The 14,259-nt window shown below is 61.8% G+C and carries 14 protein-coding genes; 12 read left to right on the top strand and 2 right to left on the bottom strand.

Features of this window, described 5'->3' with window-relative positions; genetic code table 11:
- Window positions 1-11: 11 nt before the first annotated feature.
- From B3C1_RS15310 to B3C1_RS15290, 5 genes are all read left to right on the top strand, one after another.
- Window positions 12-578, top strand: coding sequence for a lysophospholipid acyltransferase family protein (locus B3C1_RS15310; protein WP_008485937.1), 567 nt, complete (start codon window positions 12-14; stop codon window positions 576-578).
- 78 nt (window positions 579-656) lie between these two features.
- Window positions 657-1,640 (top strand): DUF4382 domain-containing protein, encoded by a 984-nt coding sequence (locus B3C1_RS15305; RefSeq protein ID WP_008485936.1) that lies wholly within the window; start codon window positions 657-659, stop codon window positions 1,638-1,640.
- Window positions 1,641-1,710: 70 nt separating this feature from the next.
- Window positions 1,711-2,865, top strand: a complete 1,155-nt coding sequence (locus B3C1_RS20770) for an RsmB/NOP family class I SAM-dependent RNA methyltransferase (protein WP_035482433.1) — start codon at window positions 1,711-1,713, stop codon at window positions 2,863-2,865.
- Between the two features lie 146 nt (window positions 2,866-3,011).
- On the top strand, window positions 3,012-4,238 hold the full coding sequence (locus B3C1_RS15295; RefSeq protein WP_008485934.1) for an MFS transporter: 1,227 nt from the start codon (window positions 3,012-3,014) through the stop codon (window positions 4,236-4,238).
- 74 nt (window positions 4,239-4,312) lie between these two features.
- Window positions 4,313-5,050, top strand: coding sequence for a head GIN domain-containing protein (locus tag B3C1_RS15290; RefSeq protein ID WP_008485933.1), 738 nt, complete (start codon window positions 4,313-4,315; stop codon window positions 5,048-5,050).
- A 2-nt stretch (window positions 5,051-5,052) separates the two neighbouring features.
- Here the strand turns inward: B3C1_RS15290 and B3C1_RS15285 are convergent, their stop codons facing one another.
- A complete protein-coding gene (locus B3C1_RS15285; protein ID WP_008485931.1) occupies window positions 5,053-5,481 on the bottom strand; it encodes a YybH family protein in 429 nt (142 codons plus the stop codon).
- 65 nt (window positions 5,482-5,546) lie between these two features.
- Between B3C1_RS15285 and B3C1_RS15280 the strand changes: the two genes are divergently transcribed.
- From B3C1_RS15280 to B3C1_RS15255, 6 genes are all read left to right on the top strand, one after another.
- Window positions 5,547-6,008 (top strand): hypothetical protein, encoded by a 462-nt coding sequence (locus B3C1_RS15280; protein ID WP_008485929.1) that lies wholly within the window; start codon window positions 5,547-5,549, stop codon window positions 6,006-6,008.
- A complete protein-coding gene (locus tag B3C1_RS15275) occupies window positions 6,005-8,023 on the top strand; it encodes a tetratricopeptide repeat protein (protein WP_192813393.1) in 2,019 nt (672 codons plus the stop codon). Before B3C1_RS15280 ends, B3C1_RS15275 begins: the two co-directional genes overlap by 4 nt.
- Before the next feature lie 80 nt (window positions 8,024-8,103).
- On the top strand, window positions 8,104-9,294 hold the full coding sequence (locus B3C1_RS15270) for a YjgN family protein (protein WP_008485926.1): 1,191 nt from the start codon (window positions 8,104-8,106) through the stop codon (window positions 9,292-9,294).
- 2 nt (window positions 9,295-9,296) lie between these two features.
- Window positions 9,297-10,319 (top strand): M48 family metallopeptidase, encoded by a 1,023-nt coding sequence (locus B3C1_RS15265; protein WP_008485925.1) that lies wholly within the window; start codon window positions 9,297-9,299, stop codon window positions 10,317-10,319.
- Between the two features lie 378 nt (window positions 10,320-10,697).
- A complete protein-coding gene (locus B3C1_RS15260; RefSeq protein WP_008485924.1) occupies window positions 10,698-11,978 on the top strand; it encodes a cation:proton antiporter in 1,281 nt (426 codons plus the stop codon).
- An 89-nt stretch (window positions 11,979-12,067) separates the two neighbouring features.
- Window positions 12,068-13,141 carry a glycerol-3-phosphate dehydrogenase/oxidase gene (locus tag B3C1_RS15255; RefSeq protein ID WP_008485923.1) on the top strand — a complete coding sequence of 358 codons (1,074 nt, stop codon included), beginning with the start codon at window positions 12,068-12,070 and terminating at the stop codon, window positions 13,139-13,141.
- Here B3C1_RS15255 and gstA read toward each other — a convergent pair.
- On the bottom strand, window positions 13,138-13,740 hold the full coding sequence (gene gstA / locus B3C1_RS15250) for a glutathione transferase GstA (protein WP_008485922.1): 603 nt from the start codon (window positions 13,738-13,740) through the stop codon (window positions 13,138-13,140). The genes B3C1_RS15255 and gstA overlap by 4 nt on opposite strands.
- 101 nt (window positions 13,741-13,841) lie before the next feature.
- On the opposite strand from gstA, the gene B3C1_RS15245 reads away from it, so the two are divergent.
- On the top strand, window positions 13,842-14,234 hold the full coding sequence (locus tag B3C1_RS15245; protein WP_008485921.1) for a winged helix-turn-helix transcriptional regulator: 393 nt from the start codon (window positions 13,842-13,844) through the stop codon (window positions 14,232-14,234).
- The last annotated feature ends 25 nt before the right edge of the window (window positions 14,235-14,259 follow it).

The raw sequence follows: 14,259 nt of genomic DNA, 5'->3' as shown, positions 1-14,259 counted from the left end.
CAGAAAACACCATGCAGCGATTTTACGCCTGGCTTTTTGCCCGGCTTGGCTGGCGCATTGAAGGGCAGCTTCCCGAGCTGCCCCACTATGTGCTGGTGGCCGCGCCCCACAGTTCCAACTGGGACTTTGTGTTGGGTATCCTGGCTCGCAATGCCCTGGGCGCCCCAATTCGATTCCTCGGTAAGCACCAACTGTTCCGTTTTCCCTTCGGCTGGTTTTTCCGGGCCCTTGGGGGATACCCGGTACGCCGGGACCAGCACAATAATCTGGTGGACCAGGTGGTGGCCTATTTTCGTCAGGAGCCCAGCTTCGTGCTGGGCCTGGCCCCCGAAGGCACCCGCAGCCCGGTCAGCCGTTGGAAGCTGGGCTTCTACCACATTGCCAAGAGCGCCGGTGTGCCCTTGGTGCTGGTGGGCTTTGACTACCCCAACAAGCGCTTTGTGATAGGGCCGCCCTTGCAGCCAGGGCCGGACATGGTCGCTGATCTGCAAGTGGTCGAGGCGTTTTACCGCCAGGTGCAGGGCAAATACCCCAAGGTGATACCACCTTTGCTGGGCTACGATCCACACCGGCACTGAGGCTAGCCTTGTCAGGCTAGGGTCAGGCTCCCTCGACCATACTGGATGAGCGTCCACTAACATCAGGGGATTCTGACAATGAAAAAAACGCTAACGCTTGCTTTAACCTCCGCCGCCGCCCTGGTCCTGACCGCCTGTGGCGGCAGCAGTGGCGGTGACGACACGCCCTCACCCCAGACCGCCCGCCTGTCCATCAGCATAGGTGACGCCCCTGTGGATACCGCCGACCAAGTGGTGGTGACCATAGACAACATCGTGCTCAAGCGCGAAGGGGAAGAGGACGTGGTACTGCCGGTACGTGACGCCGACAACCAGCCCGTGACCCTGGACCTGCTGGACTACCAGGGCGGCGACGTCTTTGTAGCCCTGAACGGCGTGACCATTCCGGCCGGCACCTACAGCGACGTGCGCCTGGATATCCTCGATGAGGACACCGCCAACAGCTACGTGGACGCCGACGGCGGCATCCATGAACTCAAGGTGCCTTCCGACGAGCTCAAACTGGGTGGCTTTGACGCTGCGGCCGGTGGTCAGCTGGCTTTCACCATCGATTTCAACCTGCGCAAGGCCATGACCTACAACCCGGGTCCGGACCGTTACATCCTCAAGCCCCGTGGTATCCAGCTGCTGGAAACGGCCATCCTCGGCCAAATTGGCGGTGAAGTGGACCCGGCCCTGGCCGAGAGCTGCAACACCGGCACCGACAACGTCAACTACGGCTTCGTCTATCTCTACAGCGGCCATGATCTGACCACCCTGGCCGACGACCATGACCAAGGCGCCGCTGGCGCGCCCGAAGGGGCCAGCATCCCGGTGGCGTCCATGGCGGTGACCCTGTCCGACGACGCCGATCCGGCCACCACAGACCCCTACACCTACAAGTTCGGCCTGCTGATGCCCGGCGACTACACCCTGGCCTTTTCCTGCGACGGCATCAACGACCTGCCGGAAAGCTACGAGGGCCTGACCATCCCCAACCCCGAAGGGCTATCCTATGAGCTGACCCTTACCGACGGCGGGGACCTGACCCAGGACATCAACAGCCTTAGCACCGGCCTCTGATCCCTCGCGGATCTTGCCGCCAAGGCGGCTTTGTCCTAGCATGCCCAGCCTCTCCCGCTGGGCATTTTTTATGACACAAGCCGCGCTCCTTACCGTTCTCGATTCCGTCCTGGTGCAGGGTTTTCCCCTGGACAAGGCCTTGGCCCGTGCCGAGTTCGGCCGCCACAAGTCCGAAGGGGTGCAGGCCGCCCAGCACCTGGTGCGTTTTGCTCGCCGTTATGCGGCCCTGGCCGGGCGCAACTGGCCGGTGAAAAGCCAGGACTTGTCGGCCCTGCTGGCGGCCTGGCAGGCTATGGAAAAGCCCAGCCTGCCTTTGAAGGTCAAACCCCTCAACCTGGACAAGGCCCAGCTGGCTGCCGTCAAGGCCGACCCTGTGCTCTGGGAAAGCTACCCCGACTGGCTTTACCAGAAAATGGCCCAGGCCCTGCCCCAATGGCCGGCCCTGGCCCAGGCCCTGAACAAGCCCCCGGCCCAGTACCTGCGGGCCAACAGCCTGCTGGGGGATGCCAAGGCCCTGAAAGAGGCCCTGCGGGCCGAAGGGGTGCAGTGTGACGCCCTGGACCAGGATTGCGTTCGCCTTAAGCGCTTTGCCAACGTGTTTCGCACCCAGGCCTTCGCCCAGGGGCGTTTCGAGCAGCAGGACTGGGGCTCGCAACAGGTGGCGGCCTTGCTGGCAGCCCAGCCGGGGATGACGGTGATCGACGCCTGCGCCGGTGCTGGCGGCAAGACCCTGGCCCTGGCAGCCCAGATGGGCAACAAGGGCCGACTGCTGGCCATGGATATCTTCGACGGTAAGCTCCAGGCCCTGCGCAAGCGGGCCCGCCGCGCCGGTGTCCACAACCTGGAGACCCGCCTTATCGAAGGGTCGGCCATCATCAAGCGCCTCAAGGGCAAGGCCGACCGGCTGCTGCTGGACGTGCCTTGTTCCGGGGTAGGGGTGCTGCGCCGCAATCCGGACTGCAAATGGACCCTGGCCAACGACCATATCGACAACCTGGTGGCCATACAGCGGCAGATCCTCGACAGCTACCCGCGCATGCTAAAACCGGGCGGTTTGTTGGTGTACGCCACCTGTTCCCTGTTACCTCAAGAAAACGAACTTCAAGTTGCTGATTTCATTGAACGTTCACAGGGGCAATTTGTGCTGGAAAGCGAGCAGACCCTCAGCCCCCTGACCGGCGACACCGACGGCTTCTATATGGCCCTGCTGCGTCGTCAACAATAGTTGACGGATTTACGTGCAGTGCCCGCCGGTGGTGCGCTTGGTGGCCACTGACATTGTCATGTTGCGCTGGTAGATTGCGCGCCGTCGGCAGGATGCCGGCGCTGTGGTTGAACTTGCCCTTTTCCTTCTTTTTTAAGGTGTGCGTAATGCGTTCGCCGTCCTTGCGACTGTTTTTGTTGCTTATGGTCACCCTGGCCGCCGTTGGCCAGATGTCCCAGACCCTGTTCGTACCCGGCCAGGGCGCCATTGCCGAGACCTTCGGGGTCAAACCCGGCATGACCCAGGGCATCATGGCCGCCTACCTGGCCATGTATGGCCTGTCCCAATTTATCTATGGTCCCCTGTCCGACAACCTGGGGCGGCGTCCTGTCACCCTGGCCGGCCTGGTGCTGTTTCTGGGGGGCTCCACCCTGGCCTGGCTGGCCCCCAGTTTCAACGCGTTGCTGGGTGGCGCCTTGATCCAGGGCCTGGGCGCCGGTGTGGCCGGTGTCATGGTCCGTACCGTGCCGAGGGACCGCTTCGAAGGGCCGGCCCTGACCCGGGTCAACGGCCTGCTGAGCATGGCGCTGATCCTTTCCCCCATGCTGGCCCCGGTGCTGGGCGGTGTGCTGGTCAGCCAGTTCGACTGGCGGGCCTGCTATCTGTTCCTGCTGGGCCTGGGTGGCGCCGTATTGCTGCTGCAACTGCTGGCCTTTGCCGAAACCCGTCCCGAGGACCCCGAGCCCAAGGCCCCGGTCTGGGTGCGCTACCGGGCCACCTGGCAGAACGCCAATTTTCGCCATCATCTGTGGCCGCTGCTGGCGGTGTTTTCCGGAGTGGTGGTGTTCGAGGCGGCGGCAGGGGTATTGCTGGGTGAACGTCTGGGCCTGCCGGCCTGGCTGGTGAGCTGGCTCTACATAGCGCCGCTGCCCCCCTACATCGCCGGCTCTTTCCTGGCGGCGGCCCTGGCCCATCGCTGGCGCCACAAGGCACTGATGCAATTGGGCACCAGCCTGCTGCTGATAGCGGCCCTGGCACAACTGCTGCTGGCCTGGGCCCTGCCCATGAACGCCTGGACCCTGCTGGGCCCGGTCAGCCTCTACTTCCTGGCCGCCGGCCTGCTGGGCCCGGTGGCCACCAGCGGCGCCCTGGCGGACTTCAAGAAGGGTGCCGGCACCGCCGGTGCCTTGCTGGGTGGCCTGCAAAACCTGGTAGCCGGCCTGGCAGCCGGGGTATCTAGCCTGATCCCCCAGCAAGACGCCTTGCCCCTGGGGGCGCTGCTGACCCTGTTCGCGGTGCTGGCCTGGTGGCAGGCAAGGCGGGTTGGTGAACTTCACGCCAATGTGGCGAAAACCGCTACTGCTGTTACCGACAGCTCCGGGCAAAGCCTTTAAAAATGGGCCCCTGTGAGTTGGCACAGGGGTTGCTAAAGTCATGGCAGGACCTTTTATGACAAGGAACACTGCACATGAAACCCAAACATCTGGTTATCTGCACCGCCGCCCTGCTGCTGAGCAGCGCCCACTTCAGCGCCTTTGCCTGGTGGGGCAACGACGACATCAAGGGCAACGGCAATGTCACCGAGCAAAGCCAAAGCCTGGGCAAGGTTGACGAGATCAGCCTGGCGCTGCCGGCGCAAGTGAAAGTGGTGGCAGGTGAAGGCAAGCTCAGCATCAAGGCCGAAGAAAACCTGCTGCCCTATATCACCGTCACCGAGAAGGGCGACGAGTTGGAGATAGGCACCAAGAAAGGTTACAGCCTGAACCCCAAGAAACCCATCGAGATCAGCATCAGCGTCGAAGCGCTGTCCAGCCTGTCCCTGGCCGGTAGCGGTGATGTGGTGGTGGGCGCCTTCAGTGGTGAAGAACTGGACCTGGACCTGGCCGGTGCCGCGTCCCTGGTGATGGACAAGGCCGACTACCGCAGTATCGACATCGACATTGCCGGCAGCGGTGATGTGGTCATCAAAGACGGCCAGAGCGACGAGTTGTCCGTGGACATCGCCGGCAGCGGTGACGTGGACACTTCCAAGGTGCAGGCGGCCAAGGCCGACATCGACATCGCCGGCTCAGGTGACGTATCCCTGCGTGCCAAGGACAGCCTGGACATCAGCGTGGCCGGTAGTGGCGATGTGGTCTACTTCGGCAACCCCAGCATCAAGCAGAGCGTCATGGGCTCTGGCAACGTGACCCGCAAGGGCGACTGAGTTCAATCGGCGGACGAGGTATGGTCCGCCGTTATTACCCAACTCCCATCCAGCTTGGCCAGCAACAGGGTAAACAGACCCTGGGGCTGGTCCTTTTCCCGTTTAAGCCGCCAATGGCCGAACACCAGGGCCTTATCACCCATCAGGTGCAGCTCCTTGATATCGAAACGCAGCTCCCCCATGGCCTTGGGATCCTGGTAGCGAGCCCGGTAACGATCCAGGGTGGCTTGCCAGCCGTAGGTGATGTCCCCGCCCGAGGCAAAGCGCAATTTGGGGCTGTGCCAATAGCCAGCCATAAAGCCATCCAGGTCACCCCGGCTCCAGGCTGCCGACTGGCCGGCCAGCAGGGCGCGGATCTGGCTTTGGTCGTTCCCTTGGGCCCACAAGGCTGTGCTGCACAGCAAAAAGCCGATAAAAAGCAGTTTTTTCATGGAGTTCCTTGATTGCGGTCAGTTCCTCAACAGGGCTACCATGCCAACAAAGGGATTGGAACGCCATGTACTACTACATCCTCACCTTGCACTTTATCGGCGCCCTGCTGCTGGCGGGCATGCCGCTGTTGTCGCTGCTGGCCCTGCTGCCGTCGGGGATCCGCAAGGGAGAATGGCAGCCCATGGCCGATTTTGCGGTGGCCTTCGAACGGCTGGCCTGGCCCCTGTTCCTGCTGATGCTGGGATCGGGGGCTGCCCTGACCTGGGTCAACTCCACCAATGTGCGGGATCTGTGGACCCTGGGCAGCCAGGCCGGCCAGGTATTGCTAGGCAAGACCCTGGGTACAACGGGTTTTGCTTTGCTGTGGTGGGGCTGGCGGTATCAGGTGGTGCCCAGGCTGGGGCGTTGGCGCCTTTCCTGGGTGGTGGGTTACCTGTTGATGTTGTCCATGGTGGCCTTGGCGCTTTCTGAATGGGGCATTCTCTACATGGCAGGCTTCTTCCTGTCCGAGGGGCAGGGTATATGAAGGCATGGACGCTATTGCTGTTGGCCATGACGGGGCCGGCCTGGGGGTCGGCGGTGGGCGATCTGCGCCAGGCCATGGACCACAATTTCGACCCCAAGGCCAGGGCTAGCCTGCCCGGCCTGGTGGCTCCCGCCGTGGCCGAAGCCACAGCCGAGGGCAATCCCCTGGTACTGGGGGAAGTGCTCTATATCAAGGCTAACATCGAAAGCCGTTTGAGCCGCGACTACGAAGGCTCCTTGCTGACCCTGCATCAGGCAGCGGTGGCGGTGGCTAACCTCAAAACCCCCGACTCCCTCGGGGTGCAGATGGATATCTGGATAGAGCAGGGCTCCCTTAACCAATACCTGGGGCGCTTTGACCAGGCCGAGGCCTTTTTTGAGGAGGCGCTAAAGCGGGCCAGGAGCCGCAAGTCCCCCAAGGCCGAAGCCAGGGCCTTGTTCCGGCTGGGCCAGCTCAAGTACCGTCGCAACGACATAGTGCAGGCCCTTAGCTACCTGGACGAGGCCAGCCTGCGGCTGTTGGAGCAGGATGACCCCGAGCTGCGCCTGAAGATCCTCTCTACCAAGGGCCGGATCTTCAGGCTCAACCATGCCTACGACAAGGCCCAGGATTTCTTGCAGCAGGCTTTGGCGTTGGCCCAGGAGCTGAACGATCACAAGGCCGTGCCCGATTTGTTGGTGGCCACGGCCGTCACCTACGAGGAGATGGGGGACAGCAACAGCGCCTTGCTCGAGTCCCTGCACGCCCTGGATCTGTATCGCCAGCAAAACCGAACCCTGTCTGAAGCCAAGGTGCTGCTCAACATCGCCAGCCTCTACCAGAACGACCCGGCCCAGCATCCCAAAGCCATGGAATACCTGGATCAGGCGGTGACCATCTACCGCAAGAACAAGGTCAACTTCTACCTGGGCACGGCCCTTTCCATGAGGGCGCCGCTGCTGGCTGACCCAGGCCAGGGGATCCAAGATCTTAAAGATGCCCTGGGTTATTTTGACGAGCGTGACGACGTATCGTCCTGGCGGGAGCGTCAGAAGGCGCAGATGCGCCTGGCTGATCTCTATGAGAAGCAGGGCCAGCAGACGTTGGCCATAGCGGCCCTGCGTGCCGCCATGGCCTTGCAGCAGGAGCTGGACAGTGACGATCTTCAGGACGGCCGCCAGGCCATGGAGCAGCTCACCGAACAGCTCAACCAGGCCGACCGGTTGCGCCGCAGCGAGCAGCAGCGGCTGACCCTGGACCAGCAGCGCAGCTGGTGGCGGCAGAGCACCCTGCTAACGGCTGTGTTGGCCCTGGCTACCATGTTGGGGCTACTGTGGCTGTGGCGCCAAAAGCATCAGCTGCAGTTGGCCCTGGCCGAAGACCGCCGCACCATGGCGCATCATGGCTTGTCTGGTCTGGTCAATCAGCGGGGCTTGGCGCCGCTGCTGCAACCTTTGCTGGAAGCCAGCCAGCAGGCCCATAACCAAAGCCGGGAAAGAGAGACCCTCCCCCAGGAACCCCTAGTCTTTATCAGCCTGGACGCCCGCTTTGTCCAGCGTCTGCCGATGCTGGCCGGAATAGAGGAAAGCCGCGAACTGGTGCGCCGTTATGTGGCCACCCTGGAAGAGGCCTGCAGCCACTGCGAAGTGGTGGCGCAATTGGCCGACGACCACCTGCTGTTGGTGCTCAAGGACGAACCCAGCCTGCTGCCCAGCCTCTACAAGCGGCTGTCTGAGCTCACCGCCCGTTTTGTCATGGCAGAAGGGTTGGAAGATGTGCGAGTGGCGGTGGGTTTTAACCTCTTCCCGACCCTGGCCCAACGTTCCAGCCCCCTGCCGGTGGACGCTTTGGTGGAACTGGCCCGCTTCACCCTGGCCCAGGCGGTGACCTTGCTGGAAGAGACCCGCCAAAGCACCTGGGTTTCAATCCAGGCCCTGGAGCTGGCACCCCCTTCGCTGCTGGATGTGGACAATGCCCATCTCAAGCTGCAGGAGGCCCTGGACAGGGGGCTGCTGCAACTGCGCAGCGGTCATTGATCAAGCCAAGGACAGGCTTGCTTGGAACAGCAGTTGCTGATTTAATAACCGCCTCTTTTTGCTAAGGAAAGCACAGCATAATGACCACTCCTCAAACCTCGGAGCGCCACGGCTTCACCTTCAAGGGTGACGGTGCTGAATATTTCGGCATCTGGATAGTCAACTTGGCCCTCTCCATCCTGACCCTGGGTGTCTATTCGGCCTGGGCCAAGGTCCGTCATCAGCGGTATTTTTACGGCAACACCCAATTGGACGGGGACGGCTTTGAATACCTGGCAACCCCGGTACAGATCCTGATCGGCCGCCTGGTGGCCATGGCCGCCATCATGCTCTGGGTGCTGTGCACCAGTTTCTTCCCACCCCTGGCCATGCTGGCGATCATGGTGCTGTCGGTGCTGACTCCCTGGTTGGCGGTGCGCAACCTGCGTTTTGACGCCAGGGTGACCCGCTTTCGCAACGTGCGCTTCGATTTTGTCGGTTCGGTGGAAGGGGGCTACGTCAACTTCCTGGGCAAACCCATGCTGGCCTACGTGCTGGTGTTTTCCGCCGGCTGTATCGGTGCCATGCTGGGTGCCATCATGGGCATGGTTGGCGGCAAGGAAGGGGCCATCATAGGTGCCGTGGGGCTCGGTACCCTGTCTTTCCTGGCCGGCAGCGTGTTGAGCTACGGCTGGCTTATCTACTCCATCGCCGACTATGTGGGTAACCACTATCGTTACGGCGACAAGCAGTTCAAGGCGGAGATCCGCCTTGGGGAATACTTTAAGACCGCTGCCTTTGCCACCTTGCTGCTGGTTGGCCTGATGATAGTGGCCGGCCTGTTGATGGGCCTGGCCGGTGTGGCAGCCGGCTCCCTGTTCGAGGAACTGGGCCAGGGCGGCGAACAGGCAGGCCAGACGGCCATGATCGCGGTCGGCGTCTTCTACCTCATCTTCTTTGCCGTGGCCATGCTGGTATCCGCCTTCGTCAAGGTCCGGTTGCGCAACCACCTGTTCAACCAGACCAGCATCGACGGCCAGCTGCAGCTGCGTTCCACCCTTTCGGTGGGCAGTTACCTCTGGGTGGTGGTGTCCAACTTCCTGTTGATCGTCGTCACCCTGGGATTGGGTTCGGCCTGGGCTCAGGTACGCTACGCCAAGCTGATCGCCGACGGCACGGCGGTGGAAGGGGACCTGAGCCTGGTGGCGGTGAAGGACCATCAACAGCAGACCGATGTGGCCATTGCCGACGAAGTGGCCAGCGCCTTTGACGTCAATATCGGCATCATCTGACCATGGTAATTGAAGGCCACTTGCTGGCGCCTGGTGCCGCCGCCCGCCACCGGGCCCAGTTGCAACTGGGCCCGGATGGGCAGTTGGCCCTGCAAAGCCAGGCATTCAGCAGTCGTTGTCGGCTGGATCAGGTAAAGCTGTCCGACGCGCTGGGCCGGCTGGCCCGTACCCTCACCTTCCCCGAGGGCTGGGTGTTTGTGCCGGCCGATGGTGCCTTGCTCAACCAATGGCTCAAGGCCCAGGGCAAGCAGTCCTGGGTAGCCAGGTTGGAGCGCCATGTCGGGGCCGTGCTGGTGTCCATGGTGCTGATCCTGCTGGCTGGGTGGGGAACTTATCGCTACCTGATCCCGGCCAGCGCCAGCCTGCTGGCCGGCATGGTGCCGCAAAAGGTCTACCAACTGCTGGGGGAGCAGAGCCAAACCCTGCTGGACCATGCCGGCTTCCATGACAGTGAGCTGGAGCAGGACCGCCGAGCCCAGTTACAGCAGCGTTTCAGTGCGCTGCTGGGGCGCCTGGACAAGCAAGGGGTGGCCTTTACCGAGCAACCCCGGCTGCGCTTTTACCAGTTTGAAGGGGGCGCCAACGCCTTTGCCCTGACCGACGGCACTGTGGTGCTCACCGACGAGATAGTGGCCCTGGCCGACGACGACGCCGAGCTGGACGGAGTGCTGCTTCACGAACTGGGTCATATCCATCATCACCATGCCATGACCCAACTGGTGCAGGGGGCGCTGTTTTCGGTGGCCACAGCGGTGCTTGTCGGTGACAGCAGCGCCATCGCCGACAACCTGGCCGGTGCCGCCGTGTTCTTCACCTCCATGAGTTACTCCCGTGACCACGAGCGGGAAGCGGACGCCTTTGCCGCCGACCTGCTGCGCCTGGACCCCCAAGGAACCGAGCCGCTGCGTGCCCTTTACCTCAAGCTCAAGGGCACGGAGCCCAAGGGCGAGGGCCTGCCGGCTTGGGCCAGCACCCACCCGGATCTCGACGAGCGCATCGCCGCCCTGGCCGAGGCCGATCACTGACCCCGGTGTTCCCCGTCTTATATGGTTCTTTAACCGGCCCTGCATCCTGATGCGGGGCCGTTTTCTAGTAGCAGGCTGCAAGGAACAAAGCCCTAAACCCCGCCCCTTTGGTGCGGAAAAAAGAAACAATGCATTTCTCGGTTTTACCGTAATAAAGCTCAGTTAAAAATTGATTTGGTGCTATCCTAGGCGCCGCTTGCCCTGGGCGTGGTTCCCAGCCCCAGGGGCACCAGATTGGGCCAGGACGACCCAGTTGACGCTTTTTCCTGAATTTTTCGGCCAAGGGGCCAGTCCCGCGCCCCTTGGTTACTGCGGTTTGTTGCGGCTGGGCGCTCTCGCGTGGCCGCCGATGCATTTTTTATGTTTGGGACTTTAACCATGAATGCTTGGTATCTGCTCTGCTTCTTATCCGCCCTGGCGATCTTTATCGCCTTTACTAACCAATATGTGCTGAAAATGCAGACAACCATCGCGATCACTACAGGTTCTGTGGTGATCTCGCTGCTGTTGATCCTGTCGGTCAAGATGTTGGGTAACGGGGTGGCTGATGGCATCAACGAGGTGGTATCCCACCTCAACTTCAACCAGTTGCTGCTCAAGGGCATGCTCGGTTTCCTGCTCTTTGCCGGGGCTTTGGAAATCGACCTGTACGCCATGAAGAAGCAGCGCTGGGAGATCACCATACTGGTGCTCTTCTCAACCCTGGCCTCCACCTTCATGGTGGGCTACCTGAGTTTCTGGCTGTTGGGCGAGCTGGGCTGGCAGGTTCCCTTTATCTACTGCCTGCTGTTCGGCGCCCTGATCAGCCCCACCGACCCCATAGCCGTGCTGGCCATCATCAAGCAGATGAAGGCCCCTGAGGGGATCTCGGTACAGGTGGAAGGGGAATCGCTGTTCAACGACGGCGTTGGCCTGGTGGTGTTCACCACCATCTTTGCGGTGGCCTTCTCCGGCACCGAGCCTACTTTTAGCGGCGTGGCCGAGCTGTTCCTCACCGATGCCGTGGGCGGTATCCTCTTCGGCTTCCTGCTAGCCCTGGTAGGGCACTTCCTGCTGATGCACTCCAAGGACGCCAACATCCGCCTGCTGGTGACCTTGACCATTCCTTCGGCCGGCTTTGCCCTGGCCAACCTGATGGATATCTCCGGTGCCCTGGCCATGGTGGTGGCGGGGATCTTCATCGGCAACGTCACCAGGGGCAAAATCACCAAGGCGGAAGACGACCATGACCGCCTCTATGTCCAGCATTTCTGGCATGCCACCGACAGCTTCCTCAATGCCCTGTTGTTCCTGCTGATCGGCTTGCTGCTGGTGTCTTTGCCGGTTTCCCTGGAAGAAGTGGGCCTGGGTCTGTTGATGGTGCCGGTGGTACTGCTGGCCCGTTTTGTCAGCGTGGGCATCCCCTACCTTGGCTTTCGCCAGTTCCGCCGCTACGACCTTAACTCGGTCCGTATCCTCACCTGGGGTGGTCTGCGCGGTGGCTTGGCCCTGGCCATGGCCGCCTCTATTCCCAGCGGTAAGATGATAGTGAACGGCGTTGATCTCCACAGTCTTATCGTGATCATGACCTATGTGGTGGTGATCTTCTCCATCATCATCCAAGGTTTGACCATATCCCCCCTGATCCGCCGCAGCATAGAAGCTGCCAAAGGATCCTGACCCCAAAGGCCGCCGGATGGCGGCCTTTTTCCTACCTGAGCGGTCTTTTCCACCTACTATTGCTGTGAACAGCTTGCTGGGAGCCGGGCATGGATATAGCGGTGGTGGGCGGTGGTATCAACGGCCTTTGCGTAGCCTGGCAACTGGCCGAAGCTGGCCACAAGGTCAGCCTCTACGAACGGGACCAATTGATGGGCGCCACCAGTAGCGCCTCTTCCAAGCTGCTTCATGGTGGCCTTCGTTACCTGGAGCAGGGCCATTGGCAACTGGTGAAGACCGGGCTTGCGGAAAGGCGCTGGTGGCTCGACAACGTGCCCCAGCTTACCCAGAGCCTGCCTCTTATCTATCCCCTCTACCAACAGGGCCGGCGTCGCCGCTGGCAACTCAAGCTGGGTCTAACCCTCTATGATGCCCTTGCCGGTCGCCAAGGGCTGGGCCGCCATCAGTGGCTAAGCCGCGAGGCCGTGCTGCACCAGGTTCCCAACCTGCGTTCCCGGGGGCTGCTTGGGGGATACCTGTTCCTCGATGGTCAAATGGACGACAAGGCCCTGGGTCTTTGGGTGGCCGAACAATGCCGTTTGGCCGGAGTGCAGATCTTTGAGCAGCACCCGGTGCTGGCCCTGGATGCCAAAGGCACTGTGGCCCTGGCCGACGGCCTGGCCCAGTTTGACGCCGTGATCAACGTTGCCGGACCCTGGAGCCAGGCATTGTTGCAGCAGTCGGGTTTGGCGGTGGAGCAGCCTTTGGACCTGGTGCGGGGCAGCCACTTGCTGCTGTCTGGGCAGCGCAGCTGTGGCCTGATGTTGGAAGTGCCTGGTGAAGCGCGATTGGTGTTTCTGCTGCCCTACGGCGGCCAGAGTCTGCTGGGCACCACAGAAGTGCGCCATGAACTGGACCAACCCATCCAATGCAGCGAGGCCGAGACCCGCTATCTGCTGAACTGTTACAACCACTACCTGATGCCGTCTTTAACGGAAGGGGATGTGGTGGCGAGCTTTGCCGGAGTGCGGCCTTTGTTGGCTGGTAGCCTTGACCCCAGCAAGGCCAGCCGCGACTTCCAGCTGTCCCGCCAGGGGCGGGTGCTTACCGTCAGCGGTGGCAAGTGGACCACGGCCCGAGCCTTGGCCCGGACCCTGGTTGCCAAGCTTGGCGACGAGTCTTAAAGCAGGCCTTCGGCCTGAAGGGCGCGCTGCACCGCAGGGCGCTCGGCAACACGGCCAACCAAAGCCTGCAGGCTGGGCCAGGGGCTCAGATCAAACTGCACTATGGCGGCCCAGTTCAGCACGGTAAACAGATAGGCGTCCGCCACGGTGAACGTCTCACCGCTGATATAGGGCTGATCCCCCAACTTGTTGGCTAGCCAGTCCAGGCGGCGGGTCAGCAAGGCCTTGGTCGCTTCTTTCCAGTCGCCGCTTTGGGCCGGGTTGAACATGGAGCCCATGGGTTTGTGTAGCTCGGTGGCGATAAAGCTCATCATGCTAAGCAGCTGGTAGCGGGCCTCACCCTGGGTGGGCAGCAGGCTGGCGCTGGGGTCCAGATCGGCCAGGTACTGGGAGATCACGGTGCCTTCTGTCAGCTGCAGGCCGCTGCCGGTTACCAGCACCGGAATGTAGCCCTTGCTGTTGATGGCCAGGAAGTATTCGCCTGTCTCGGTGGTTTTGGTTTTCAGGTCGACCTTGACCAGGCTGTGGGGCAGGGCCAGTTCTTCCAGCAGGATGTGAGGGGCCAGGGAACAGGCGCCGGGGGTGTAATAGAGCTTCATGGATTTTCCTTTGGCTATCGTTGCTGCAGGCCAGTGTAACTCTTGCTTTCCTACTGACAAGTACTTACCTTTTGGTTAGTTTTGAACGGATCCCCTCCTCTATGACCGACAGCTTCTCCCACGATGTGCTCAGTAAAAACTGCCCGGCGCGCCATGTATTGGAAGTGCTGGCCGATAAATGGGCACTGCTGTTGATGTATGCCCTGTCCAGCCAGGGCCCGGCCCGTACCGGCGAACTGCGCCGCCGGGTCTGCGGCATTTCCGAGAAGATGCTGATCCAGACCTTGAGGCGTATGGAGCGTTTCGGCCTGGTAGAACGCCAGTCTTATCCTGAAGTGCCGCCCCGGGTGGAATACCGGCTGACCGGCCTGGGGGTGTCCCTGAGTGGGCCCATCCGGACCCTTAACCTCTGGGTTGAAGACAACGTACTGGCCATTCAGGATGCCCAGCAGCAATACGAGCAACGCTTGGCGCAAGACGCCGCCGAGCAATAAAAAGCCCCGCTGATGCGGGGCTTGT

It is taken from the genome of Gallaecimonas xiamenensis 3-C-1 (assembly GCF_000299915.1).
GTDB lineage: Bacteria > Pseudomonadota > Gammaproteobacteria > Enterobacterales > Gallaecimonadaceae > Gallaecimonas > Gallaecimonas xiamenensis.
Note: the sequence above shows the minus strand (reverse complement) of the source record. Positions and strands in the feature narration are given on the sequence as shown.